Below are 23,855 nucleotides of genomic sequence, written 5' to 3'. Positions count from 1 at the left end.
CGAGGGTTTTCAACCCTCGGCGATTGTATGGACACGGAAAAAAGTAATAACGATTGGAGTGACGTAGAGATTCAGGCGGCGGTCGACGCCTATCTCAAAATGCTGGCACGCGAGCAGAGCGGCCAGAAATTCGTCAAGACTGAGGAAAATCGGATCTTACGTGACGGTCCCTTAGCCGGTCGGACTAAAGGCTCAGTCGAGTTTCGGATGCAGAACATCTCTACCGTGCTGGTAGAAATGGGTCGAACGCGTATTGAAGGCTACAAACCTGCCAAGAATGTTGGCGCAAATGTAGCGCGCAGCATCCGTAAGGCACTTGATGCTTCTACTGTTCTGACACTTGAAGATTCTGATCCAACGGCGGACGAAGCATTGCTCGAGCAACGCGCGGCTAAATTTGAGCGAAAGCAATTTGATTACGTTCCCAAAGGGATAAAAACACCAATCCAAACGACTTCCACTAGAAAGGTTTACTTTCGCGATCCTGAATTGAGGGGCTGGGTTCGTCAGCAAGCCAATGGAAAGTGCGAAGGTTGTGGCAAAGCAGCGCCATTTGAAAAGGATGGGAAACCGTTTTTAGAAGTACATCACGTCAAGCACATGTCGCAAAAGGGTTCGGACCTTGAGACTAATGTTGTGGCGTTGTGTCCCAACTGTCACCAACGTTGCCACCATTCGGACGACAGAGAGGCTTTCACTGCTTGGCTGTATGACAACGTTGGAAGACTCGAAAAGGAATAATCGCGGTTTATCTGAATAACCGTATTGGCTGATCTTGGGGCTGCTTCGCAGCCCAGCGGGAGCAAGCTCCCTCACCACAGGGTTGATGTGCTGCCCGCAGTGGCGGGGGTGAGGATTGAAATCTGGTTGATGCCTGGAATCGCCAGCAGGCTGGCTCCCACAGATTCCGCATCATCCTGAAAACAATCAGTGCAACGCGCGCCGCCTCCCGCTATTAATACCCCTCCCCCACTCAAGGATCCGAGCCCCACCATGAAATTCGATCTCGCCTACTGCCTCAGCCTCGACGACAAGTTGTCGATCTATGACGTGCGCGATCTCAATTTCGATGAGACGGTGGCGTTCGATTCGGCCAGGGAACATTTCCAGTGCCCCAACGATGCCTGTCGTTCGGCGTTCGATGCGTCGAACGAGTTGGGCACGTTCAACGCCAAGAACGTGAATTATGTGCGCACGCCGCACTTCAAGAACTTGCCCGGTACGCAGCATGTGGCGGGTTGTCCGTATGTGAGTTTGAAGGCGTCGGCGTCGGGAGTTGAGGCGGCGGATGGTGAGGTGGATGACGGGCGGGAGGAGCATTTTCCGTCGGAGTTGTTGCTGACGCGGCGTGATTATGTGCGCAAGCCAGCTGCGCCGGCAGGGGCGGCGGATGTGTTGCGGGATGATCCGGTGCGGGTGGCGCAGGTGAATTCCAATGAGTCGCCGGGGCGTGAGACGGCGCCGGACAAGACCAGTGTGTTTGCGCATCCGGTGGAGTGTTTTGTGTCGAACTTCGCCGACAAGGAGTTGCTCAAGCGCATGCCGTTGAAGATCGGCGAGCACACGGCGCCTTATGGCTCGTTCTTCAAGAAGATCGAGTATCTGACGGACAACAAGGGGCTGATTTACTGGGGCAAGATCAAGGAGATCAAGGATTACACCCAGAGTTTTCGCATCGATTTCGAGCAGAAGGTCTGGTTCAAGCAGGCGGGTGAGGCGAAGAAAAAGCCGTATTCGGTGAACGTTTACTTGAGCAAGAAGTTGATCGACAACTACCGCAAGCGCAAGGCGTTTCTGGAAGAGATCAAGCATGCGATCGACAGCGACAAGGAGTTGTTCTGTTTCTTCTATGGCGTGACGCCGGAGTTGAAGCAGGTGCCGAGCAAGAAGAACCCCGAACAGACGTTCGGGGTGTTCACTGCCAACATCGAGAACCTGGATCACTTCATTGTGCGGGAAGCGCCGGGACTGGCGTGACGGTCAGCCTTTGGGCAATTGCAGTTTGGCTTCGCCACGGTGCTGGTTGACCAGCGAGTAAGGCAGCACCGACCAGTCGGGGTTATCGCAATTACGTTGGTAACGGGCGAAGTAAGCACCCAGGTAAATCCCCTTCGGCGTGAAGTGCCAGTTGGAATAACCCCAGACACTTTCATCGGTGTAATCGCAACTGCCGTCGTCTTCGGCAGGCTTCTTCATTTCTTCGGGGTACAGCGTGGTGAACTGTTTGACCAGCCACGGCGCCATGACTTTCATCTGATCGTATTCGGTGGCTGCGCTATTCGGTTCACCGATCCACAGCACATCTTTTAGTTTCAACAATTCGCCGGTGTGGACGTCCAGGTTGATCGGCGAACTACCGAAGTCCGGGTGGGCGCCGCCGCAGCTGTAACCAGTGGAGATGTCCAGGCTGACCACGTCGGGCGAGAGAAACTCCGGGGCAGCTCCTTGATCAAACTCGGCGTATTCCCCGCCATCCATCATGCAACGGTGATAGTCGATAACTTCAGTCCATAGCCGTCCGAGCAAGTGGTTGTTAATCCGCTCCTGCTCTTCTTTCGTATAGCCAGATTCAACACTGAACAACGAAACCTTCGACTCAGGCTCCGTCCACCACTGCAGCTCGTAGCCCATGAAGTTTTCTTTCTTCTCCGGCTTGAGCTTGAGCCCCTGTAAGCGCAAATACTCGTAAGGATCGTCCTTCGGCAACGTGGCAATAAAGGGCAGCGTGGTAGCAGTTGGCGCAGGAAGCTTGGCTTCGGTCAGTTGCACCGGGAGCTTCTTGCCCTTGGGGTTTTGCCATTCGCCCTGCCAACCGTTGGCGGTGGTTTTCAGCTTCAAGGTTGGCAACGGTTTGTCGTCGCCATAGCGGTTGTTGCCTTCAACCAGGTTCAACGTGCTGTCCTGCAGCGAGCCACTGAGCTCCAGGTCGCGGTGATACTTCTCATAGAAGTAGCGGCCGGTAACTTCGTCCTGCTGCGTGGTGTTGAGCTCCACCACAATCGGCATCTTGCCCAGCGTACCGGTGAACACGCGTCGGCCATCTTCGGCATGGGCGGTGGAAATCAGTGTGAACAGCGCCGCAGCGTATGGCGCCAGGCGCAGCAGTCCCTTGAGCATGGATCGATCCCTGAATGAATGAGGCTGCGAAGTATGCAGAGGATGCGCGCAGGAATCGAGGCTCTACTTGAGCAGCATGCCCAGCATCACGACGATTAACAGACCGATATACACCCACGCATGCACCCGATCCGGTATCCGCCCGATCCACGGCGTGGCCATTCGAATCCCGACCAACGACCCCAGCGTCAGCACTGCAAACGCCAGCAAATCCACATACCCGACAAACCAAGCGCCCAGATCCGTCTCGCTGAAACCGGCCAGTGCCATGTAGGTCAGCGTCCCGGCCACCGCCACCGGCACGCTCAGCGGATTGGCCATGGACGTGGCCTGGGACATGCTCAGTCCGCAGCGGCGCAGGAGCGGCACGGTCATGACGCTTCCTCCTACGCCGAGGAACGTGGCGATGGCGCCGATGCCTACACCGCCGGCGGATATTTCCTTGCGATCCAATCGGCGTGGAATGACACCTTCGCTGCGGGTGAGGAAGCCGCGTCTGAGCAGGCAGTCGATGATGGTCACGCCGAGGTAGGCGATGAAGGCGTAGCGGATGACCTCGCCGCTGACCCACACCGCGGCGATCGCGCCGATGATCGCGCCCAGGGCGATGAAGCCGCCGAGGGGCCACAGGTAATGGCGGATCAGGTTGCCGGCGCGGCGGTGTTTGTCGGTGGCGATCAGGGCGTTGACGATCATCACGCAGGTCGAGGTGGCGACGGCGATGTGCATGGCCGATTGGCCTATGGGGTCGTCGGCGCCGTGGCTGGCGGTGAGCATGCGGTAGAGCAGCGGCACGACGACGAAGCCGCCGCCGAAGCCGAACAGGACGGCGGTGATGCCGGTCAGGCAGCCGAAGAGAGTCAGCAGGAGGTAAAACATGGCGCGTCTTCCGGTGGTGGCGAGCGGTCGACGATAGAACGACGCGGCTTGGCCTGCTTCAGCAACTCAGACAATAATGTTTGCGTTTACGCCAACTACCGGGAAACGCTCGATGCGCAATGTTTCGATCAATCAGCTGGATGACACGCCGCGCCCGGTGGTGGCGATCGGTACGGATTATTCCCACGGTCATCTGTTGCCGTTTCATACGCATCGACGGGCGCAATTGCTGTACGGCGCGACCGGGGTGATGCAGGTTCGCACCCATGACGGCAATTGGGTGGTGCCGCCGCAACGGGCAGTGTGGATTCCGCCGGGAGTGGCGCATGAGGTGCTGATGCTCGGCGTGAGTACGCGCAGTTTGTACATCGAGCCGGGGGCGGTGGACTTGGGTGGGCGCTGCCAGGTGATCAGCGTTTCGCCGTTGATGCGGCACTTGTTGATGGAAGCGGTGGAAGTGCCACTGACTTATGACCTCGAAGGACGCGACGGCGTATTGATCGACCTGCTGCTGCATGAACTGGCGCGCAGTGCGCCCCTGCCCTTGCACATTCCGCTGCCGACTGACGGAAAGCTCCTGGCTTTGTGTCAGACCTTTCTGCATCAACCCAACGCTCATCAGTCGCCGCAACACTGGGCCGAGCAGTTGCACATAAGCTTGCGCACCTTCAACAGACTGTTTCGGCAGCAGACCGGGTTGAGCTTCAGCCAATGGCGGCAACAGGCCTGCGTCGTGCTGGCGCTGGCACGGCTGGCGGCCGGTGAATCGGTGACGCGGATCGCCCTGGACTTCGGTTATGAGAGCCCGGCAGCGTTCTCGACGATGTTCCGGCGCATCCTCGGACAGGCACCGTCCGTCTGGTTGGAGGCGGCGAACTAGGGCAAATCAAAAAATGCGTTTGATCCCGGCCGAAAACAACTGTACAAAAACACAGTACATTTTCAATCAGCACTCTTGAGCCCGGAGCACACCATGGCCTCTCTTGCGATGAACCACATCCTTGAACGCATTGCCCTTTTCCAGTTCACCCCGACGCACTGCGTCCAGGCCCGAGCGATGCTGGGCTGGAGCGTGGAACAACTGTCGCGCGAGGCGGAGGTTGCGGTGGATGATATCCAGCGGTTTGAAGCGCAGCAGGACGTGGCGGATGCGACGCGGCTGGCGTTGGCTTATCGGTTTGAGGCACAGGGGTTGGTGTTCTTTCCCGGGTTTGCGCCGGGTCGCAAATTGAATCCCCAGGCCATGCAACAGAACGTTGCAGAGCGTGGGGATTTTGCTTAGGTGGAATGATTACTTGAACGCAGGGTGCCGCAGCTCGGCCGAGGCTTGTTCATAGCTGTAGGCCATGGCGAACAATTGCGGCTCGCTCCATGCTTTGCCGAAAAAGAACACGGACGTGGGTATACCGTTAGCGCTCATGCCCGATGGCAGGGTTACCGCCGGATAACCAGCCACTGCGGCAGAAAATTGCGAGTAACCATCCGCTTCGGCAACCATTGCGTCGAGGTTGTGTTCGCGCAGTTGCTCGTCAATGGCGTCCTTGAAGTTTTTGCTGATGCTCAAGATCAATCCGCTGGCCTGTTCGTGAGTCATGTCCAACGCATTCATCGCTTCGAGCGTGGCCTGCCCATAGCCCTCCTTGCCGGGATTGAGCTGATTGAAGTCGATCAGGTCCTGCAACGACTGAATCGGCAGACCGGAACGGCTGACGAGATATTCAGGCAATTCGTATTTCATCGCGCCCATCAGACCGGGTACGAAATTATCGATATCAGGTAACCGAACGGTCACTGGCACGAGCGTCGCACCTTGTTTCTCGAGTGTGATCATTGCCTTCTGAAACTCCACTCCGGGAGTCAGGGCCACGCCGCCCGTCCCCTCGTAAGCGGCGGGATAACCGATACGCTTGCCTTGCAGGGCATCGTTTGCCAGCAGCGCCGTGTAGTCGATTCCTGTCGGGGCGATCGATGTCGCGGAGTCTTCCGCATCCGTGCCTTGCAACACGTTGAACATCATCGCCGCGTCACGGACAGTACGTGTCAAAGTGCCTGGGGTGTCTTGCAGACGGGTGATTGGCACCACCCCGGTGCGACTGAACAGACCCAGGGTGGGTTTGACGCCGATTACGCCATTGGCCGATGCCGGGCAAGTGATCGAACCGTTGGTTTCCGTGCCCAAGGAGATCGGCGCGAAACCGGCAGCCACGGCAGCGGCCGATCCAGAACTGGAACCGCAGATTTCCTCGCTCAGTGCATGTGGGTTTTTCCCTTGCCCACCACGTCCGCTCCAACCATGGGGCAAACCCATTTCCCGCACATAAGCCCATTCACTCATGTTGGCTTTACCCAGAATAATCGCGCCGGCATCCCGCAGCTGTTTAACCACAAAAGCATCGTTGGCTGCCGGCTGGCCGACCATGGCCAAGGAGCCGGCGCTGGTTTGCAGGCTGTCGGCGGTATCAAAATTGTCTTTGAGCAGTACCGGAATACCATGCAACGGGCCACGCGACTGTCCCTCGTTACGCTCATTATCCAGCTCGGTAGCTATTTCGATGGCTTGTGAATTCAGTTCGACGATGGCGTGGATAGCAGGGCCTTGCTTGTCCAGCTCGGCAATTCGCTGGTGGAAGTGTTCAACCAGTTCAACAGCAGTGAGCTCATTGTCGGCCATCATTTTGCTGAGTTCACTGACGCTGGCGTAATGAAGATCAGTGGCCGAATGGGCGGTGGCAGCGACACCTGTCGCTGCCAGTGCGACCAATATGGATTTCGTCAGCGTATTCACGCGACGTTTGAAGAAATGCGTCATGTCTATCGTCCTTGTTTAGGCTAATCACGAGTGATTCATTCACTCGCGACCAAGCCTACCGAGGACATAGGAAAGAGCTGTCAGCCAGCTGGACTACCGACAGTAGGAAAAGTCATCCCGACTTGTAGCCGCTACCAGCAATTGGGGCGTTTTCCGACACATCCTGCTCCATATTCAGCCACCACGTGTGCCCCCGCTGCGGCTGCATCAAATTAAACGCCTCGCCCATTCGCGGCGTGGTAATCGAAACACTACGCTCCCAGGCCAGCGCCAGAATCCGGTCAAACGGCTCATGCCAGGCGTGCATTGCCAGGTCGAAGGTGCCGTTGTGGATCGGAAACAGCCAGCGGCCCTTGAGGTCGAGGTGCGCTTGCAGGGTTTCTTCGGGTTGCATGTGCACGTGTGGCCATTCGACGTTGTAGGCGCCGGTTTCCATCAGGGTCAGGTCGAACGGGCCGTATTGTTCGCCGATGCGTTTGAAGCCGTCGAAGTAGCCGCTGTCGCCGCTGAAGAAGATCCGCGTGTCGCCGTCGATCATCACCCACGAGGCCCACAGGGTGCTGTTGCTGTCGAACAGGCTGCGGCCGGAGAAGTGCTGCGAGGGAGTGGCAACGAAGCGGATGCCGGCGATTTCGGTGCCCTGCCACCAGTCGTACTGGCGAACTTTACTGGCGTCGATGCCCCATTTGATCAGGGTGTCGCCGACGCCCAGCGGGGTCAGGAAATAGTTGGTTTTGGCCGCCAGTTGCAGTACCGCCTGGTAATCGAGGTGGTCGTAATGGTTGTGCGACAGGATCACCGCTTCGATCGGCGGCAACTGGTCGATGCTGATCGGCGGCTGGTGAAAACGTTTCGGGCCGGCCCATTGCACGGGCGACGCACGCTCGGCGAAGACCGGGTCAGTGATCCAGAATTTGTCGCGCATTTTCAGCAGCAGGGTCGAGTGACCGAGGCGATAGACGCTGTGATTCGGTGCTGCCAACAGGTCTTCACGGGTCAGCGGTTGCACCGGGATCGCGGCGGCCGGTCGGGTATTGCGCGGCTTGTTGAAAATCATGTTCCACATGATCCGCAGCATCTTGCGCCCACCTTCGCGCTGCACCGGCGCATGGTTACGGAACAGCCCTTGATCCTGGCGAGAGGCTTCAGGCGTGGAAGTTTGATCCGCAGAAAAATCTGGATTGGCCATGACTGAGAGACTCCAGAAAAACCGTGCAATTCACGGTTTTTCACGGTGGGACGATAAATGGCCAAGGCACGCACGCATCAGCCGAACTGTCTGTTTTTAGGTTGCGCGGATTAACGCAACATTACACTGGGCGGTGTAGTTTCTAGGTTGCATGAAACGTGATGACAAGTAAACTGCCAAGTGTAATTCCACCCCTTCTCTGCCGAAGCGTACTTATGACAGCTCCACAACGCCTCACCGACCGCAAACGCGAAGCCATCATCCAGGCGGCAATTGCCGAATTCCGTGCCAACGGGTTCGAGGTCACCAGCATGGACAAGATCGCGGCCACCGCCGGGGTGTCGAAGCGCACGGTGTACAACCACTTTCCCAGCAAGGAAGAGCTGTTCGCCGAAATTCTCAACCAACTCTGGGCACGCATCACCGACGAGCAAGCCGTGACCTATCGCGCGGATCAGCCGCTGCGCGAGCAACTGCTGCCCATGTTGCTGGCTAAGCTGCAGATGATGGCCGATGACAATTTTCTCGGACTGGCACGGGTGGCGATCGCTGCCACCATCCATTCCCCGGAGCGCGCGCAGGACATGGTGGCGCGCATGGGCGAGCGCGAAGAAGGCCTGACGGTGTGGATTCGCGCTGCGCTGGCGGATGGTCGGCTGAAAACCGTGAACGCAGAATTCGCCGCGCAGCAGGTGCAAGGGCTGTTGAAGTCGTTCGGTTTCTGGCCGCAGATTTCCATGGGCCTGCCGCCGCTGGATGCAGACACGCAAAAAGCCGTGGCCGAGTCGGCCATGGAGATGTTTCTGGCCAGATACCAGCTCTAAACCGGCCCTCTCCTGCGCCCCGCCACGATTAAATGGCTCGGAAGGACACTGATTATTCCCGTTGGAATAAATGACAATGTCCGACAATTGACCGACGAACGGTCAACCTGAAAAAACACTTCAAAGTATTTCAGGATGAATCTGGCGCAGGACATCATGGAAAATCAACGCGGCAAAGGCTTGTCATTCGCCAGACGCATTTATCTGCCCAGGATCATCGGTCTGGGTGTCGGCTTTTTCAGCGTCGCGGCCGCGCTGTATCCGTTGCACATGCCGAACTGGCTCTGGGCGCTGCTGGTGTTTAACGGTTTTATCTGGCCGCATCTGGCCTACCAGATTTCGACCCGCTCGACCTTCCCCTACCATGCCGAACGCCGCAACCTGTTGTACGACTCGTTGTGCGGGGGCTTCTGGACCGCGTGCTTTCAGTTCAATCCGCTGACCACCGTGACCATCCTGTCGATGATGACCATGAACAATGTCGCCGCCGGTGGACGACGTCTGTTCCTGCTCGGTGCCCTGGCCCAAGTGGCCGGCGTACTGCTGGGCTGTTTACTGTTCGGCTTCAAGTTCAGCCTGACGATGACGCAAATCGAGGTTTGGGCCTGCCTGCCGATGCTGACCTTGTACCCCTTGGCCCTGGGCATGGTCAGTTACCAACTGGCGATCAAACTTGCACAACACAAACGTGCACTCAGAGACCTGAGCCGCACCGACAGCCTCACCGGGCTGCTCAATCACGGCGCCTGGAAGGATCTGCTCCATACGCGTTTCACCCGGTGCCGAGATAACAACACCCAGGACATTCTGGCGCTGATCGACATCGATCATTTCAAGACCATCAACGACAACTATGGGCACATCGTTGGCGACGCCGTGCTGCGCGAGTTGAGCCAGGCACTCAAAGGGCTGCTGGCCGAAGGTGAACGGGCCGGTCGTTATGGCGGCGACGAGTTTTGCCTGATCCTGCCCGACCAGCCACTCAATAAAGCCGAGGCGCAAATGGAACGATTGCGTCAGGCGATGGATCAATATCGGCACCCGGATGTGCCAGAGCTGCGCGTCAGCCTGAGTATCGGTCTGGCCCGGTTTCAGCCGTCGTACAGCGACGCGGTTGCCTGGCTGGATGACGCCGACAAAGCGCTGTACACCGCCAAACACACGGGACGTAACACCATCAGCGTGGCGCTGAGCAGTCCGGGCTAAGAAGACGCCCGCGCCCTCAGCCTTGAAAAAACTGATTCGCAATTTCTTGTACAACTCAAAGCAGTTTGTATAAGATCGGCTCGTCAGCCTGGATGCTGGCACTTTGCAGTCAATGGCAAATGCTCATCCAGCATTTGCTCTGCCAGCGCGGAAACAGGGACACAAACCTCGTCTTTCCCTACTTCCAGGTACTGCCCCTATGTTTTTCAAACGCCACCAGTCCGAACTCAACGACCTTCAACACACCATCACCGAACAGAACGGCCTGCTTGAAGCGATCAATCGCTCCATGGCGGTGATCGAGTTCGACCTTGAAGGCGTAGTGTTAAAGGCCAATGACAACTTCCTCAAAACCATGGGTTACCGCGCCGAACAGGTGATCGGCCAGCCGCATCGCTTGTTCTGCACCGCGGAGTTTGGCCGCAGCGCGCAATACACCGAACTGTGGTCGCGCCTGAAAAACGGCCAGTTCCAGTCCGGTACCTTCGAGCGGATCAACAGCCAGGGCCAGCCGGTCTGGCTGGAAGCCAATTACAACCCGATCAAGGATGCGTCGGGACGCGTGGTCAAAGTGGTCAAGTTCGCCATGGACGTGACGACCAAGGTTCAGCAGGAAAGCGAGGCCAATGCCAAGCTGCAGGCGATCGACCGGGCAATGGCGGTGATCGAATTCGACCTCAACGGCGGCATTCTCACCGCCAACCAGAATTTTCTGACGCGCATGGGTTACACGCTCGCTGAACTGAAGGGTAAACATCACCGCTTGTTCTGCCGCGCGGAGCTGGTCAACAGCAGCGCCTACGAGGATTTCTGGCGGCGGTTGAATCAGGGTGAGCTGTTTCAGGGTCAGTTCGAACGCGTCGACAAGCGCGGCCAGAGTGTGTGGCTGGAGGCCAACTACAACCCGGTATACGACGCTGCCGGGCGGTTGTGCAAAGTGGTGAAATTCGCCACGGACGTCACCGCCCGCGTCGAGCAGCACGAGCACGATGCGCGCAGCGCCAGCGCTGCTTATCACATCTCGGTGGAAACCCGGAAAGTCGCCGAGCAAGGCACTCAGGTGATCCAGCAGGCGGCCAGTGAGATGCGCGAAATCGCTGACGATATCGCGCAGTCATCAACGCTGATCGCGCAACTTGGCGAACGCTCGGAGCAGATCACGGCGATCGTCAACACCATCCGTGCGATTGCCGACCAGACCAATCTGCTGGCGCTCAACGCAGCGATTGAAGCGGCGCGTGCCGGTGATCAGGGTCGCGGGTTCGCCGTTGTAGCGGACGAAGTGCGGCAACTGGCAGCGCGCACCAGCGGTTCGACGGCGGAGATTTCCAACATGATCGGCCTGATCCAGAGCGAAACGCGGCAGGCGATCAAGAGCATGGAAGGCACTCGCGGGCGGGCGGCGCAAGGCGTTGAACTGGCGGATCAGGCTGGCAGCGTGATTCTGCAGATCCGCGATGGCGCCAGTGAAGCGGTGCAGGCGGTGAGCATGTTTGCCAATGAGCGGGCGCCGGGCTGATCGATATGTCGGGCCGTTGGACCGCGTCGCGGCTTTCGCGAGCAAGCTCGCTCCCACAGGTTCTGGGTTGATCACAAGTTAAGTGATCGACTCAATCCCTGTAGGAGCGAGCCTGCTCGCGAAAGGGCCATAAGCCTCGATGCAGGACTATAGTGACCTTCAGTCCCAAGTCCTGCCGAGCCCATCATGACCACAGAAAAACCCGACGTCCCCGCGCCCGCCCCCGTCGACCACTTGCGCTTCCACCGCCCCCACGCCCACCTCAACACCACCTTCGGCAACGACATGTTCGCCTTGCGCGCTGAGGCCTTCGCGCGATTCTTCGGCACGCCGCTGTTCCTCGGTGCGCAAACCGTAATCGTCGCGGTGTGGATCGGCCTCAACGTGTCGGGCGTGACGCAGTTCGACGTCTACCCGTTCATCCTGCTCAACCTGGCGTTCAGCCTGCAAGCCGCCTACGCCGCGCCGTTGATCCTGCTGGCACAAACCCGGCAAGCCGCGCGGGACAAGGCGCAATCGGACGCCGACGCACAACATCGTGAAGCGCTGGCGGTGGCCAACAGTGAGCGCCAGGCGCAGGCCGCGCAGACCACCGCGCAACTGCTCGAACTGCTGGAGCAGAACACCCGCCTCACCGAAATGACCAAGAGCCTGACCGAACGCATCGAAGGCCTGACCCGCGAACTGCATGCGCACATCTGCCAGAACTCGCAACGCTGATCACGGCAACCGCAGTGCCCGCCCCAGTTCATCGAACAGCGTGACCACCGAGCGCAACGCCCGGCAGTCCGGGCGGGTCAGCAGCCACAGCGCGGTGTCGTAACCGTGCAACGGTTCGCTGAGAGCCTGTAAACCTTCGGTAATGAGAAAGTCCGGCAACGCCGCCACCCCGAGTCCGCCGCGCACCAGCTCAGTCACCGAGAGCATGCTGTTGCAGCGATAAGCCGGGGTCACGCCGGGCAACTGCTGGCGACGCCAGGCAACGGTCGGGTGATCCGGCAGAAACTCGTCCGGGGCGATCCAGGTCAGCGCCGCCAGATCCGTCGCATCGACGTTTTGCAGATAACGCGCACTGGCGCAGACCCGGTAGGAAATCTTCGCCAGTTGCCGTCCGACCAGATGCTCTGGCGGCGTACGCGTCAGGCGCAGGGCGATGTCGGCATCGCGGCGGTTGAGGTTGGCGAAATCGTTGGAGGTGCTCAGCTCGAGAGTCAACGCCGGATAGTTCGGCATGAACTGCGCCAGCGCCGGCAACAGCAGGCCTTGCAGCACCGAGTCGGTGCAGGTCAGGCGCACCGTGCCGCTGACCACTTCACCGCCCTGCTCGACACCGATCCGCGCCGCTTCCAGTGCCTGCTCGGCGCGTTCGGCTTGCTCGGCGAGAGTCTGCGCGAGGGTGGTTGGCAGGTACCCGGCGCGGCTCTTTTCGAACAATTGCTGACCCAGCGCTGACTCCAGACGACGCACCGCGCGAAACACCGTCGACACGTCAACTTTGAGCAGCTGCGAAGCCCGGGCCAGAGAGCCGCCGCGCACCAACGCAAGGATCAGCGCCAGATCCGGGTAATCGAGTCGATAGTGCGTCGCTGCATTGATCACTTGGGGAAACGCCAATATTGAGTGCGTGAACGCCAATCTATAGTGAGCCCCGGTGATCGACAACTGCACACCCTCACCACAGAGGTTCATCACTCACTCAAATCAAGGAAATCCCATGGACGCCATTTCCATCGCCCTGATCGGCGATCACGATCCGCAAGTCACCGCCCACCAGGCGATCCCCGTTGCCCTTGGCCTGATCGCCGAACAGAGCGGCCGCGATGTGCAATTCGCATGGCTGCCCACCGAGCAGATACACGCCGACACTGCGCTGTATCACTTCGACGGGTTCTGGTGCGTCCCGGCCAGCCCCTACAAAAGTGAGGCCGGTGCACTCAGGGCCATCCGTTTTGCCCGCGAACAACAGCGCCCTTTCCTCGGCACCTGCGGTGGTTTTCAGCATGCGCTGCTGGAGTTTTCCCGCAATGTGCTGGGCTGGGCCGATGCCGAGCATGGCGAAACATCGCCGGATTCACCGCGAGCCGTGCTCACACCGCTGACCTGTTCGTTGGTGGAGGCGGTGGACAGCATTCATCTGGTCGCCGGTTCGTTGATCGCCAAGGCGTACGAAACGTCCGAAATTCTTGAAGGCTATCGCTGCCGCTTCGGGGTGAATCCGCAGTTCCAACAAGAATTGCTGAGCCATCAGCTACGCGCCGTGGGGCATGATTCGGCAGGTGACTTGCGCGCGATCGAATTGACTGACCATGTGTTTTTTGTCGCCACGCTGTTTCAACCGGAACGCGCAGCGCTCAAGGGCAACATCCCGCCACTGGTGCGGGCGTTTGTCGAAGCGTGTACGGAGCGACGTCCATGAAGCCGAACGAGCCTTGCTTCGCGGTGATTTTCACCTCGACCCGCACCGAGGGTGACAACGGTTATGCGGCGGCGTCGGAACGGATGATGGAACTGGTCAGCCAGCAACCGGGGTTTCTCGGCATTGATTCGATTCGTGGGGAAGACGGGGTCGGGATCACCATTTCCTACTGGCAGAGCGAAGCGGCGATTCTGGCCTGGCGCGAGCATCCCGAGCACCGGGTGATCCAGGCGCGCGGCCGGGCGCAGTGGTATTCGAAGTTTCAGACCCGGGTGTGTCGGGTGGAGCGCGAGTATCGATTTGGGCAGTGACTTTGACGGCGCGCTGACTGGCCTCTTCGCGAGCAAGCTCGCTCCCACAGGTACCGCGTTTGGGCTTTGAATTGGGTGGTGTTCTCACCGACCTCATCGCTGGCAAGCCAGCTCCCACAGGTACAGCGTGATCTTCAGAACAACTCAAAACCTGTGGGAGCGTGGCTTGCCCGCGAAGAGGCCAGTACCGTCAATACAAAAACTTCAACCCTGCACCAGACTGCGCACCGCCACAATCTCCGGCACCTCAACCTTGCTCATGTACACCCGCAACGGCTCACTGATGTTGATCCGGTCATCGATGTTCTGGTCCAGCAACAACTGAATCAGCTCTCGCTTCAAGGTCATGGTCGTCTCAGAGGCCGGCGCCCAGACGAATTCATTCACAGGAATGATGCCGTCATCGGCGACGTCCATGCCGAACGAATCTTCGCTGAAACGCACGATGTACTGGCCGGTCTTGCGGTTGAGACCGACGAAACCTTTGAGGTCATCGGCGGCCTGACAGATGAGTTGGGAAGTGATGCGCATGGTAAACCTCACGAAAAATCATCGATGGTTTACACGCAGGGCAACGAAATCGGCGCGCCCTCTGCCGGGGCGTCTGCCGAGGGCAAGCGTACTGCAAACCGCGCCACAAAAGTGCAGGAAAAATCGCTTTTAATACGTTTATGTCGGTCTGGCGATAGCACCCAATCGATTCAGTTGTTAAAAGGTACGTCTTTGAAAATGCCCTGCGAAAGGAACTCGAACATGCCCGCCACTTTCACCAAAAGCGCCCTCATGCTGAGCCTGATGCTCGGTCTCGGCCAGGCCCACGCCGCCCAGACTGACGTCAACGCGCTTGCCGCCGCCCATGGCATCCCGCATCCAGCCGTGATCGCTCACCGTGGCGCGTCCTTTGATGCACCGGAGTCCACCGCCGCCTCCTACAAACTGGCCCGCGACCTCGGTGCCGACTACCTGGAAATGGATTTGCAGCGCAGCAAGGACGGCGTGCTGTTCGCCCTGCACGACAACAACCTGCAACGCACCACCGACGTCGCGACCAAATTCCCGGAGCGTAAAGACAGCCCGGCCACCGCCTTCACCATGGCCGAACTGAAAACCCTCGACGCCGGCAGTTGGTACAACAAGGCTTACCCGGATCGCGCGCGTCCGTCCTACGCCGGGCTGAAAATCCTCACCCTCGATGAAATCATCGACATCGCCCAGGCCAACCCGAAACACAAGCCGGGTCTTTACATCGAAACCAAGGAGCCGCAGCTGTTTCCGGGCATCGAGCATGACCTGAAAGAGAAGCTGCAAGATCGCGGCTGGCTGAGCCCGGCCGGTTCGAAACTGGCGAAAAGCGAGTTGGCCGTCGGCCAGGGCAAAGGCAAGGTGATCCTGCAGACTTTCGAGAAGAACAGCCTCGAACTGCTGCAAAAGGAAATGCCGCAAGTGCCGAAAATCCTGCTGCTGTGGGTCGGCGAAGGCAGCATCGAGCCGAAATCGAAGGTGACCTTTGCCGAGTCCGGCGAGAAGGACAAGAACGTGTTCTACGGCAAGCAGGAGCCGAAGTCCGAAGCCGAATTCAAGCAATGGGTTGATTTCGCCAAGTCGCAGGGCGCCATCGGCACCGGCCCTTCGGCCAGGCTGACCAAGGGCGGCGACCAGAGCTATTCGGATCTGGTGCAACCGTGGATGAACCAGTACACCCACGATCAGGGCATGCTGGTGCACGTCTACACCGTCGATGAGCCGGTGGATTTCGAGAAAGTCATGGCGGCCGGCGTTGATGGCATCTTCACCAACCGCGCCAGCGAACTGTTGAAGTTCTACAAGCGCCCGGCCAGTGCCAGTGTTGATCAGGTGTTGAAGAACAACGGGTTCTGATCAGCAGGCCGGGTTGTCCGCATCGCGAGCAGGCTCGCTCCCACAAGAGCGCTGCACGCGATGTGGGGTTTTAAGGGTGAATTAAGTTGCGGTGGTTAACCTGAGCCCACTTCAACGAACAACCCAAGGAATGACCCGATGAAAACTTTGACTGCCCTGTTTACCGCCGCTGCCCTGACCCTCACCGCTGGCCTGGCCCAAGCCGATGTGCGTGTCGACCAGATCCCTGAGTTGGTCAAATCCGGCAAGATCAAGTCGCTGGAGTCGATGAACGCCGAAGCACTGAAACTGCACCCGGGTGCGACCATCACCGACACAGATCTGGATAATCACTTCAACGGTTACGAGTACGAAGTCGAGCTGAAAACCGCCGATGGCAAAGAGTTCGACGTCGACTTCGACGCCACCACCGGCAAAGTGCTGAGCAACAAGCAAGACACCTGATACACCGCCAAAGCAAAGCCGCACGATCAGCGATCGTGCGGCTTTTTTGCGTCCGTTGCCCGGCGAATCACGCGGATGCAGCCTGAAGGGATGCCAAAACCGCCATCAGACCGCTAGTATGGCGACCATCAGATAAACGATTGCAGCCGAGAGCGATGGGCATGGGGCAGACAGCGGCAGCAGACATCGCGACAATCGGACGGATCAGCGCGGTTCCGGCGATCCTTCAGGTGATCCGCGAACTGACCGGCCTGCGGTTTGCCGCCGTAGCGCGGGTTACCGAGGATTCGTGGACAGCCTGCGCCGTCCTCGATCAGCTGGATTTCGGCCTGCAGGTTGGTGGCGAGCTGGATGTGGTCACCACGCTGTGCCACGAAATCCGTGCTGCGCACACCTCGGTGGTGATCGACAAGGCCAGCGAAGACCCGCTCTACCGCGATCATCACACCCCGCGCCTGTACAAGTTCGAGAGCTACATCTCGGTGCCGGTGTTCCGCACTGACGGACGGTTTTTCGGCACGATCTGCGCGCTCGATCCGAACCCCGCGCAACTCAAGTCCAGCAGCATCCAGAGCACCATGGAGTCGTTCGCGCGGATGCTCGCGTTGCAGATCGAAGCCGAGGAAAACGCGCAGCGCACCGAAACCGCGTTGTTGCAGGAGCGCGAAACCGCCGAGTTGCGCGAACAGTTCATCGCCGTGCTCGGCCATGACTTGCGCAACCCGTTGTTCGCCATCAGCGCTGGCGCCGAAATGCTTCTGCGCAAGCATCCGGATCCGGCCATCGAGGTGCGGTTACGCAATATCCTTGGCAGTGCGCAAAGGGCGACGCGGTTGGTGGATGACGTGCTCGACTTTGCACGCGGACGGTTGGGCAAAGGCATTCCGGTGGATATCCAGCCCTGCGCGGATTTGACCGAAGCCGTGCAACAGGTGGTGACGGAGATTCGCAACGTGCATCCGCAGCGCACGATTCGTGCGTCCATCGGCGACTTGCAGGGCTTGCCCTGTGACCGCGCGAGAATTGCTCAACTGCTGTCGAACCTGTTGGCCAATGCAGTGGCCCATGGCGACCTGGAGGGCGACATTGAGGTCATCGCGCAGCTCGAGCACGGCGCGTTAATGCTGGCGGTAAAGAATCAGGGGCATATTCCCGAGGCGATCCTGCCGCACCTGTTCCAGCCTTACTCGCGCCCGACCGGCAGCGCGCCCCAGGCCGGGCTCGGTCTGGGGCTGTATATCGCCAGCCAGATCGCCCAGTCCCACGGCGGGCAATTGCATGTGGCGTCCACCGCACAGAGCGGCACGCTGTTCACCTTCAGCCTGCCCACAATCTGAGACACACCACAAATCCCCTGTGGGAGCGGGCTTGCTCGCGAAGGCGTCGTGTCAGTCAATATTTTCGGTGACTGAAACACCGCATTCGCGAGCAAGCCCGCTCCCACAAAAGTATTGCGGTGATGCTTAAGCCGAAGTGCTGACCAACGACCCCGAGCTGCTCGACCCGGAATCCTGCAACGCCTGCAACAACGCCGCCGTGGCCGTCTGCAACGAAGCCGAAGTGCTGGAGATTTGCGACTCGGCGGACGCCACGTCGGCAGCCTTGGCATCAGCGTCTTCCTGCTTGGCCTGAGCCGCTTGCAGCGCTTGCTGCTGTTCCTGCAATTGCTTTTGCAGCTCGGCGATCTGCTTGCGCAATTCTTTCACCGAATCCGACTCACCGCTGCTGTCGGAACTGCTGTCGCCTGCCGGAGCCGCGCCCCCGCCAGCCGCCACTTTGCTGGTATCGGCGCTGACGCCCGCGCTGCTGGTTGCAGGGGTCGAGGTGTCGTCACTCGCGTCGCTGATCCTGGTTTTGCTGGTGGCGGTGCTGACGGTCTGATTGATCGAAACGGAGGTGATGCTGACCATGGGATGGCTCCAATGCCGGTTTTAGATAACCGGCCATCGGCGGCAGTCGTACGGATTTGAGATCGACTGTGTACCGACTCGGTAACCGAACCGGTACACGTCGGCTGACGTCAGGCGCTCAGGCGTGCGGTGACTTCGTTGAGTTGCCCGGACAGGCCGTGCAGGTTCTGGCTGGCGCTTTCGGTGCGCTGCACGCTGTTGAGGTTGGTGCTGGCGATCGAGGTAATCTCGGTCAGGTTGCGCGAGATGTCTTCGGCCACCGAGGTCTGCTCTTCGGCGGCGGTAGCGATCTGGCGGTTCATGTCGCGGATCGCTTCCACGGCGTGGGTGATGCGCTCCAGCATCGCACCGGCCTGAGTCACTTGCTCGACGCTTTCGTCGCTGCGCGCCTGACCGCTTTCGATCGCTTGCGCAGCATCCACGGCACCGGTCTGCACGTTCTGAATGATCTGATTGATCTCGATGATCGACTCGGCCGTACGCTGCGCCAGATTGCGCACCTCGTCGGCGACCACCGCAAAGCCGCGTCCGGCTTCACCGGCCCGCGCCGCTTCAATCGCCGCGTTAAGCGCCAGCAGGTTGGTCTGCTCGGCGATGCCGCGAATCACTTCCAGTACCTTGCCGATGCGGCCGCTGTCGCTTTCCAGACGACGAATCACTTCAGCGGTGTTGGCAATTTCGCCACGCATCTTAGTGATGGTGTGGATGGTGCCCTGCATGACCTTTTCACCCTGCTGGGCAGACTGGTCGGCATCGTCGGCAGCGCGCGCCGCATCCGCCGCGTGACGGGCGACTTCCTGGGCAGTGGCAGACATTTCGTTCATCGCCGTGGCCACCTGATCGGTGCGGTTGAACTGCTCGTTGGTGCCGCCGGCCATGGTCGTGGCGATCGCATTCAGTTCGCCGCTGGCGCTGTCCAGATCACTGGCGCTGCGTTGCAGATGAGTGAAGGTTTCGGCGAGGAAATCACGCAGGGTATTGGCCGCGGCGGCAAGGTTGCCCAACTCGTCCTGACGGTCGTTGGCAACGCGTTCGGCTAGGCGCCCACGGCTCAACTGGGTGACGTAGTCGATCAGCTTGCGGATCGGCTCGATCAGGTTGCGGTTGACCAGCCACAGGCTCAGCAAACCGATCAGCAGACCCGAGCCGAGCATCACCAGAATCCCCAGCAGCACGGTGCTGTCAGCACTGGCGCTGATTTGCGCCGACTGTTCGGTGCCCTGCTTGCGCAGCTCGGCGACCAGTTCGCTCATCTGATCGCTGGTGGCGCGGTCGACGCCTTTGACGGCGCTGTCGCCAGCCGTTGGATCGGCACCGGCAGCGACATAGGCATCGCGGCCCTTCTGGTAAGCGCTGCCGAGTTGGCGGTGCTCATCACGCAAGCGTTCGATGCGGGATTTCAGCGCCGGCTCAAGGCCTTTCTGCCCGGCCAGTTCACCGAGAATGTTCTGCACATCGCGCTGACGATCTTCGAACTGGCTCCAGTACTTGGCCAGGTCCGCCGGTTGCTTGCCGCGCAGCAAGACGTTTTTCCACTCCTGCACCTGCACCTTGAATTGCAGGTTGGCCTCGTCAATCAATTGTGAGGTGTGCAAGGGGCCGGCGATCAACTGGCTGTAGTTCTGCACGCCGTTGGACAGGAAATGAAAGCAGGCCAGTGCGATCAACAGCATCGCCAGCAGGCTGCCGCCCAGCAGGGCGAGAATTTGTGCTCTCAAGGATTTTTGCAGCATCGCGAGATACTCAGGACAGGGATGAGGCACGCCCGGTAAGGCGTGGAATTTTGCCGGACATCCGTGTCGGCGAGCCTTGGCTCATGGCCAAGCGCGCGCAACGTAGCCCAAGCGTGATCGGCGTACCAGAGCGCTTCTTGAAGAAAATCCGACCATTGGTAGGTGAATTAAGAGACTGTGATCGACCATGGCCCAGGGGTGGGAGCGGGCTTGCTCGCGAAAGCGGCGTGTCATCCACATCATCACTCAATGATCATCCGCATTCGGGAGCAAGCCCCCTCCCACAGGATTGCCGGTAATGATCACGATCACTGTCATTTTGCAGTCACACAAGTGTCATGTGCGGTTGCGATGATGCGGCTCAGTGAACCTGCCATTCCGCGACCGACGCGCCCTCCTCGCAGCGAGCCTCCATGAACCACAGCCTTGATCTCAGTCATCGCGATCCTGATTTGTTCGGTTTGCTTTACGGCTTCCGTTTTCGTCCCGGTGAACGTGGCCGCGAAGTCGATTCGGCGACCGCCCTGCGTTGTCTGCAAGACGACAGCGACAGTGATGAATTCCTCTGGCTGCACCTGAACCTGGCGCACGCCGCGTGCGAGCGCTGGATGAAAAGTCATCTGCAATTGCCCGAAGAGTTTTTCGAGGCGCTGCACGAAGGTTCGCGCTCGACGCGCATCGAACACGTTGATTCGGCGTTGCTGGCAGTGGTCAACGACGTGGTGTTCAACCTCAGCAGCATGGTTTCCTCAGACGTGTCGACGCTGTGGGTCTGCGTGCGCAGCAAACTGATCGTCAGCGCACGCCTGCAACCGTTGCACTCGGTGGACAAATTGCGTTCATCGGTGAAGGCCGGCGAATGCTTTCGCTCGCCGTCGGAACTGCTGGTGCACTTGCTGCGTGATCAGGGCGAAGTGCTGACGCAGATCGTGCGCAAGACCAGCATGAGCGTCGATCAGGTCGAGGACGAATTGCTCTCCTCACGGCTGTCGACCAACCGCGCCGAACTCGGCGCCAATCGCCGGGTACTGGTGCGCCTGCAACGGCTGCTGGCGCTGGAGCCGGGTTCGCTGCTGCGCCTGCTCAACCGTCCGCCGCCGTGGCTGCAGAAGGAGGACGTCAAGGAGCTGCGCAAATCCACCGAGGAGTTCGCGCTGATCATCAACGACCTCACCGCCCTCGGCGAGCGGATCAAACTGCTCCAGGAAGAAATCGCCGCCAACCTCAACGAACAGAGCAACCGCACACTATTCACCCTGACCGTGGTCACGGTGCTGGCGCTGCCGATCAACATCATTGCCGGTTTCTTCGGCATGAACGTGGGGGGAGTGCCACTGGCGACGGATCCCGAGGGGTTCTGGATATTGGTGGCGCTGGTCGCGACGTTTACCGTGATTGCCGGGCGCTGGGCGTTTCGCAAGCGTGGGGATTACTGACCCTTGCCCACCACAGATCCATTGTGGTGACAGAGGTCCTGTGGCGAGGGGATTTATCCCCGATCGGCTGCGTAGCAGTCGTATATCCGGTGGACGCGTTTTAGCTGATAAACCGAGATGAATGGTTTTTGGGGCTGCTTCGCAACCCATCGGGGATAAATCCCCTCACCACAAACAGCTCACCTTAAATCAACTTCCCCTCCTGCACTCAGGAATGGGCTCAACAGATCAGCGGTGAGCTAATCCGCCAAACACTGACCTGCCGCAGTCTCTCTGTAATATTTAGCAACGATCATGACCGACACTCCTTCCCTCGCTCAGGATTGTCCGCTCATGGCTACTCCCTCCCTGACCGCCGCCCGCCCCACGTCCGCCCACGGCGGCCGGCCGGCACTTGATAAAAAACCCGGGCCGTTCACTTACGTGGTGTTCTTCGCGGTGCTCGCGATGGGGATGCTGTTCACCGCTTACAGCCTGATGCACGACATGCATGAGCTGGGCACCACCGTCACCACCTGGACCCCGTTTTTGCTGCTCGGCGTGGCGCTGCTGATTGCGCTGGGCTTTGAGTTCGTCAACGGTTTCCACGACACCGCCAACGCGGTCGCGACGGTGATCTACACCCACTCGCTGCCGCCGAATGTGGCGGTGGTCTGGTCGGGCTTCTTCAACTTCCTCGGGGTGTTGCTGTCCAGTGGCGCGGTGGCGTTCGGCATCATCGCCCTGCTGCCGGTGGAGCTGATTCTGCAGGTCGGTTCGTCCGCCGGTTTCGCGATGATCTTCGCCCTGTTGATCGCGGCGATCCTGTGGAACCTCGGCACCTGGTGGCTGGGCCTGCCGGCCTCCTCTTCCCACACGCTGATCGGTTCGATCATCGGCGTCGGCGTGGCCAATGCCTTGATGCACGGACGCGACGGCACCAGCGGCGTGGACTGGGCGCAGGCGACCAAGATCGGTTACGCCCTGCTGCTGTCGCCGCTGGTGGGCTTCGGCTGCGCGGCGCTGTTGCTGCTGGCCATGCGCGCCTTCATCAAGAATCGCGCGCTGTACAAGGCACCGGAAGGCAACAACCCGCCACCGTGGTGGATTCGCGGTTTGCTGATCGCCACCTGCACCGGTGTGTCTTTCGCCCACGGCTCCAACGACGGGCAGAAAGGCATGGGCCTGATCATGCTGATTCTGGTTGGCACCTTGCCGATGGCTTACGCGTTGAACCGCACCATGCCCGCCGATCAGGCGCTGCAGTTCGCTGCCGTCGCCGAGGTCACCCAGCAAGCGCTGGTGAAAAACACCCCGCTGCCAGCCCCGGTGGATCCGCGTCCGGTGCTGTCCGATTACGTGCGCAGCAAGCAAGCCACGCCGCAACTGATCCCCGCCCTCGCCGCTCTCACCGGACACATTGGCGAAGAGGTCAAAGGCTATGGCTCGCTGTCGAAAGTCCCGGCCGAGGCCATGGGCAACGTACGTAACGACATGTACCTGGCCAGCGAAAGCATTCGCCTGATGGACAAGAACAAGGTCGGCAATTTCGACGCCGACACCACTGACAAACTGCAACTGTTCAAGCAGCAGATCGACAACGCCACGCGCTTTATCCCGCTGTGGGTGAAGATCGCCGTGGCCATTGCCCTGGGCCTCGGCACCATGGTTGGCTGGAAACGGATTGTGGTGACGGTCGGCGAGAAGATCGGCAAAACCCACCTGACCTACGCCCAGGGCGCCTCGGCGGAAACCGTGGCGATGCTGACCATCGGCGCGGCGGACATGTTCGGTTTGCCGGTCTCGACCACCCATGTGCTGTCATCGGGTGTGGCCGGCACCATGGTCGCCAATGGCGGTGGTTTGCAGATGAAGACCATCCGCAATCTGCTGATGGCGTGGGTGCTGACCTTGCCGGCGGCGATTCTGCTGTCGGGCAGCCTGTACTGGCTGTTCACCCAGATCTTCTGATCGACTTAGATCCCTGTGGGAGCTGGCTTGCTCGTGAAAGCGTCAGGTCAGTCAACAATGATGCTGAATGGGCCGGCCTCTTCGTGAGCAAGCCCACTCCCACCCTGGATCGCGACCAGCCCCAAATACTTCACCCACCGCCCCCCCTGTGGGAGCGGGCTTGCTCGCGAAGGCGTCAGATCAGTCAACATCGATGCTGAATGGGCCGGCCTCTTCGTGGGCAAGCCCACTCCC

General features: G+C 59.7%; 23 protein-coding genes and 2 pseudogenes. 16 read left to right on the top strand and 9 right to left on the bottom strand.

Annotated elements, in window-relative coordinates:
- Nucleotides 1-27 precede the first annotated feature (27 nt).
- The gene (locus J1G18_RS19005; RefSeq protein WP_223008269.1) at nucleotides 28-741 is read left to right on the top strand and encodes an HNH endonuclease signature motif containing protein; all 714 of its coding nucleotides are present in this window, start codon (nucleotides 28-30) and stop codon (nucleotides 739-741) included.
- Between the two features lie 252 nt (nucleotides 742-993).
- Nucleotides 994-1,977, top strand: a complete 984-nt coding sequence (locus J1G18_RS19000; protein ID WP_223008268.1) for a hypothetical protein — start codon at nucleotides 994-996, stop codon at nucleotides 1,975-1,977.
- A gap of 3 nt (nucleotides 1,978-1,980) precedes the next feature.
- Here J1G18_RS19000 and J1G18_RS18995 read toward each other — a convergent pair whose 3' ends face one another.
- Together J1G18_RS18995 and J1G18_RS18990 are read right to left on the bottom strand one after the other, a co-directional pair.
- Nucleotides 1,981-3,117 carry a hypothetical protein gene (locus J1G18_RS18995; RefSeq protein ID WP_223008267.1) on the bottom strand — a complete coding sequence of 379 codons (1,137 nt, stop codon included), beginning with the start codon at nucleotides 3,115-3,117 and terminating at the stop codon, nucleotides 1,981-1,983.
- A 63-nt stretch (nucleotides 3,118-3,180) separates the two neighbouring features.
- Entirely contained in the window at nucleotides 3,181-3,996 is an 816-nt protein-coding gene (locus J1G18_RS18990; RefSeq protein WP_223008266.1) for a sulfite exporter TauE/SafE family protein, read from the bottom strand.
- Between the two features lie 112 nt (nucleotides 3,997-4,108).
- Here J1G18_RS18990 and J1G18_RS18985 point away from each other — a divergent pair, with 112 nt between their 5' ends.
- Together J1G18_RS18985 and J1G18_RS18980 are read left to right on the top strand one after the other, a co-directional pair.
- Nucleotides 4,109-4,876, top strand: coding sequence for an AraC family transcriptional regulator (locus tag J1G18_RS18985; protein WP_223008265.1), 768 nt, complete (start codon nucleotides 4,109-4,111; stop codon nucleotides 4,874-4,876).
- Between the two features lie 93 nt (nucleotides 4,877-4,969).
- Complete coding sequence (locus J1G18_RS18980) at nucleotides 4,970-5,278, top strand: hypothetical protein (protein WP_027612618.1); 309 nt, start codon at nucleotides 4,970-4,972, stop codon at nucleotides 5,276-5,278.
- A gap of 9 nt (nucleotides 5,279-5,287) precedes the next feature.
- On the opposite strand, the gene J1G18_RS18975 is transcribed toward J1G18_RS18980, so the two are convergent.
- Complete coding sequence (locus J1G18_RS18975) at nucleotides 5,288-6,805, bottom strand: amidase family protein (protein ID WP_223008264.1); 1,518 nt, start codon at nucleotides 6,803-6,805, stop codon at nucleotides 5,288-5,290.
- Nucleotides 6,806-6,917: 112 nt separating this feature from the next.
- The gene (locus J1G18_RS18970) at nucleotides 6,918-7,994 is read right to left on the bottom strand and encodes an MBL fold metallo-hydrolase (RefSeq protein ID WP_027612616.1); all 1,077 of its coding nucleotides are present in this window, start codon (nucleotides 7,992-7,994) and stop codon (nucleotides 6,918-6,920) included.
- A 215-nt stretch (nucleotides 7,995-8,209) separates the two neighbouring features.
- On the opposite strand from J1G18_RS18970, the gene J1G18_RS18965 reads away from it, so the two are divergent.
- The 5 genes and pseudogenes from J1G18_RS18965 to J1G18_RS18950 all read left to right on the top strand — a co-directional run bounded on the left by J1G18_RS18965 (nucleotide 8,210) and on the right by J1G18_RS18950 (nucleotide 12,263).
- Nucleotides 8,210-8,818 carry a TetR/AcrR family transcriptional regulator gene (locus J1G18_RS18965; protein ID WP_027612615.1) on the top strand — a complete coding sequence of 203 codons (609 nt, stop codon included), beginning with the start codon at nucleotides 8,210-8,212 and terminating at the stop codon, nucleotides 8,816-8,818.
- A 156-nt stretch (nucleotides 8,819-8,974) separates the two neighbouring features.
- The gene (locus tag J1G18_RS18960) at nucleotides 8,975-10,024 is read left to right on the top strand and encodes a diguanylate cyclase (protein WP_135296947.1); all 1,050 of its coding nucleotides are present in this window, start codon (nucleotides 8,975-8,977) and stop codon (nucleotides 10,022-10,024) included.
- A 112-nt stretch (nucleotides 10,025-10,136) separates the two neighbouring features.
- Nucleotides 10,137-10,997 (top strand): annotated as a pseudogene (locus J1G18_RS28485) (PAS domain-containing protein); the annotation flags it as partial.
- A 51-nt stretch (nucleotides 10,998-11,048) separates the two neighbouring features.
- Complete coding sequence (locus tag J1G18_RS28480) at nucleotides 11,049-11,543, top strand: methyl-accepting chemotaxis protein (RefSeq protein ID WP_371260358.1); 495 nt, start codon at nucleotides 11,049-11,051, stop codon at nucleotides 11,541-11,543.
- Nucleotides 11,544-11,729: 186 nt separating this feature from the next.
- On the top strand, nucleotides 11,730-12,263 hold the full coding sequence (locus tag J1G18_RS18950) for a DUF1003 domain-containing protein (RefSeq protein WP_223008263.1): 534 nt from the start codon (nucleotides 11,730-11,732) through the stop codon (nucleotides 12,261-12,263).
- On the opposite strand, the gene J1G18_RS18945 is transcribed toward J1G18_RS18950, so the two are convergent.
- Nucleotides 12,264-13,205 (bottom strand): LysR family transcriptional regulator, encoded by a 942-nt coding sequence (locus J1G18_RS18945; protein ID WP_115990497.1) that lies wholly within the window; start codon nucleotides 13,203-13,205, stop codon nucleotides 12,264-12,266. It abuts the gene before it with no gap.
- Between the two features lie 52 nt (nucleotides 13,206-13,257).
- Here J1G18_RS18945 and J1G18_RS18940 point away from each other — a divergent pair, with 52 nt between their 5' ends.
- Both J1G18_RS18940 and J1G18_RS18935 read left to right on the top strand, forming a co-directional pair.
- Entirely contained in the window at nucleotides 13,258-13,959 is a 702-nt protein-coding gene (locus J1G18_RS18940) for a CTP synthase (RefSeq protein WP_098965187.1), read from the top strand.
- Nucleotides 13,956-14,270 (top strand): antibiotic biosynthesis monooxygenase family protein, encoded by a 315-nt coding sequence (locus J1G18_RS18935; protein WP_027612609.1) that lies wholly within the window; start codon nucleotides 13,956-13,958, stop codon nucleotides 14,268-14,270. The genes J1G18_RS18940 and J1G18_RS18935 overlap by 4 nt, the downstream gene beginning before the upstream one ends.
- A gap of 204 nt (nucleotides 14,271-14,474) precedes the next feature.
- Here the strand turns inward: J1G18_RS18935 and J1G18_RS18930 are convergent, their stop codons facing one another.
- A complete protein-coding gene (locus tag J1G18_RS18930; protein ID WP_223008262.1) occupies nucleotides 14,475-14,801 on the bottom strand; it encodes a DUF2025 family protein in 327 nt (108 codons plus the stop codon).
- A 222-nt stretch (nucleotides 14,802-15,023) separates the two neighbouring features.
- Between J1G18_RS18930 and J1G18_RS18925 the strand changes: the two genes are divergently transcribed.
- The 3 genes from J1G18_RS18925 (at nucleotide 15,024) to J1G18_RS18915 (ending at nucleotide 17,929) form a co-directional block, all read left to right on the top strand.
- Nucleotides 15,024-16,148, top strand: coding sequence for a glycerophosphodiester phosphodiesterase (locus J1G18_RS18925; protein ID WP_223008261.1), 1,125 nt, complete (start codon nucleotides 15,024-15,026; stop codon nucleotides 16,146-16,148).
- Between the two features lie 138 nt (nucleotides 16,149-16,286).
- Nucleotides 16,287-16,592, top strand: a complete 306-nt coding sequence (locus J1G18_RS18920) for a PepSY domain-containing protein (RefSeq protein ID WP_007917758.1) — start codon at nucleotides 16,287-16,289, stop codon at nucleotides 16,590-16,592.
- A 161-nt stretch (nucleotides 16,593-16,753) separates the two neighbouring features.
- Nucleotides 16,754-17,929, top strand: coding sequence for a GAF domain-containing sensor histidine kinase (locus J1G18_RS18915; RefSeq protein WP_223008260.1), 1,176 nt, complete (start codon nucleotides 16,754-16,756; stop codon nucleotides 17,927-17,929).
- Nucleotides 17,930-18,055: 126 nt separating this feature from the next.
- Here the strand turns inward: J1G18_RS18915 and J1G18_RS18910 are convergent, their stop codons facing one another.
- The 3 genes and pseudogenes from J1G18_RS18910 to J1G18_RS28470 all read right to left on the bottom strand — a co-directional run.
- On the bottom strand, nucleotides 18,056-18,502 hold the full coding sequence (locus tag J1G18_RS18910; protein WP_096795042.1) for a hypothetical protein: 447 nt from the start codon (nucleotides 18,500-18,502) through the stop codon (nucleotides 18,056-18,058).
- Nucleotides 18,503-18,612: 110 nt separating this feature from the next.
- A complete protein-coding gene (locus J1G18_RS28475) occupies nucleotides 18,613-19,317 on the bottom strand; it encodes a methyl-accepting chemotaxis protein (protein WP_410477716.1) in 705 nt (234 codons plus the stop codon).
- A 228-nt stretch (nucleotides 19,318-19,545) separates the two neighbouring features.
- Nucleotides 19,546-19,656 (bottom strand): annotated as a pseudogene (locus J1G18_RS28470) (hypothetical protein); the annotation flags it as partial.
- A gap of 992 nt (nucleotides 19,657-20,648) precedes the next feature.
- Here J1G18_RS28470 and J1G18_RS18900 point away from each other — a divergent pair.
- The gene (locus J1G18_RS18900) at nucleotides 20,649-21,671 is read left to right on the top strand and encodes a transporter (protein WP_183784307.1); all 1,023 of its coding nucleotides are present in this window, start codon (nucleotides 20,649-20,651) and stop codon (nucleotides 21,669-21,671) included.
- 333 nt (nucleotides 21,672-22,004) lie between these two features.
- Nucleotides 22,005-23,621, top strand: coding sequence for an inorganic phosphate transporter (locus J1G18_RS18895; protein ID WP_115989069.1), 1,617 nt, complete (start codon nucleotides 22,005-22,007; stop codon nucleotides 23,619-23,621).
- Nucleotides 23,622-23,855 lie beyond the last annotated feature (234 nt).

Origin of the sequence: Pseudomonas sp. MIS38 (assembly GCF_019891575.1) — a bacterium.
GTDB lineage: Bacteria > Pseudomonadota > Gammaproteobacteria > Pseudomonadales > Pseudomonadaceae > Aquipseudomonas > Aquipseudomonas putida_A.
Note: the sequence above shows the minus strand (reverse complement) of the source record. Positions and strands in the feature narration are given on the sequence as shown.

Coding starts and splice junctions, on each gene's coding strand:
- J1G18_RS19005 (WP_223008269.1), top strand. CDS start 28: ATGGACACGGAAAAAAGTAATAACGATTGGAGTGACGTAGAGATTCAG.
- J1G18_RS19000 (WP_223008268.1), top strand. CDS start 994: ATGAAATTCGATCTCGCCTACTGCCTCAGCCTCGACGACAAGTTGTCG.
- J1G18_RS18995 (WP_223008267.1), bottom strand. CDS start 3,117: ATGCTCAAGGGACTGCTGCGCCTGGCGCCATACGCTGCGGCGCTGTTC.
- J1G18_RS18990 (WP_223008266.1), bottom strand. CDS start 3,996: ATGTTTTACCTCCTGCTGACTCTCTTCGGCTGCCTGACCGGCATCACC.
- J1G18_RS18985 (WP_223008265.1), top strand. CDS start 4,109: ATGCGCAATGTTTCGATCAATCAGCTGGATGACACGCCGCGCCCGGTG.
- J1G18_RS18980 (WP_027612618.1), top strand. CDS start 4,970: ATGGCCTCTCTTGCGATGAACCACATCCTTGAACGCATTGCCCTTTTC.
- J1G18_RS18975 (WP_223008264.1), bottom strand. CDS start 6,805: ATGACGCATTTCTTCAAACGTCGCGTGAATACGCTGACGAAATCCATA.
- J1G18_RS18970 (WP_027612616.1), bottom strand. CDS start 7,994: ATGGCCAATCCAGATTTTTCTGCGGATCAAACTTCCACGCCTGAAGCC.
- J1G18_RS18965 (WP_027612615.1), top strand. CDS start 8,210: ATGACAGCTCCACAACGCCTCACCGACCGCAAACGCGAAGCCATCATC.
- J1G18_RS18960 (WP_135296947.1), top strand. CDS start 8,975: ATGGAAAATCAACGCGGCAAAGGCTTGTCATTCGCCAGACGCATTTAT.
- J1G18_RS18950 (WP_223008263.1), top strand. CDS start 11,730: ATGACCACAGAAAAACCCGACGTCCCCGCGCCCGCCCCCGTCGACCAC.
- J1G18_RS18940 (WP_098965187.1), top strand. CDS start 13,258: ATGGACGCCATTTCCATCGCCCTGATCGGCGATCACGATCCGCAAGTC.
- J1G18_RS18935 (WP_027612609.1), top strand. CDS start 13,956: ATGAAGCCGAACGAGCCTTGCTTCGCGGTGATTTTCACCTCGACCCGC.
- J1G18_RS18930 (WP_223008262.1), bottom strand. CDS start 14,801: ATGCGCATCACTTCCCAACTCATCTGTCAGGCCGCCGATGACCTCAAA.
- J1G18_RS18925 (WP_223008261.1), top strand. CDS start 15,024: ATGCCCGCCACTTTCACCAAAAGCGCCCTCATGCTGAGCCTGATGCTC.
- J1G18_RS18920 (WP_007917758.1), top strand. CDS start 16,287: ATGAAAACTTTGACTGCCCTGTTTACCGCCGCTGCCCTGACCCTCACC.
- J1G18_RS18915 (WP_223008260.1), top strand. CDS start 16,754: ATGGGGCAGACAGCGGCAGCAGACATCGCGACAATCGGACGGATCAGC.
- J1G18_RS18910 (WP_096795042.1), bottom strand. CDS start 18,502: ATGGTCAGCATCACCTCCGTTTCGATCAATCAGACCGTCAGCACCGCC.
- J1G18_RS28475 (WP_410477716.1), bottom strand. CDS start 19,317: ATGTCTGCCACTGCCCAGGAAGTCGCCCGTCACGCGGCGGATGCGGCG.
- J1G18_RS18900 (WP_183784307.1), top strand. CDS start 20,649: ATGAACCACAGCCTTGATCTCAGTCATCGCGATCCTGATTTGTTCGGT.
- J1G18_RS18895 (WP_115989069.1), top strand. CDS start 22,005: ATGGCTACTCCCTCCCTGACCGCCGCCCGCCCCACGTCCGCCCACGGC.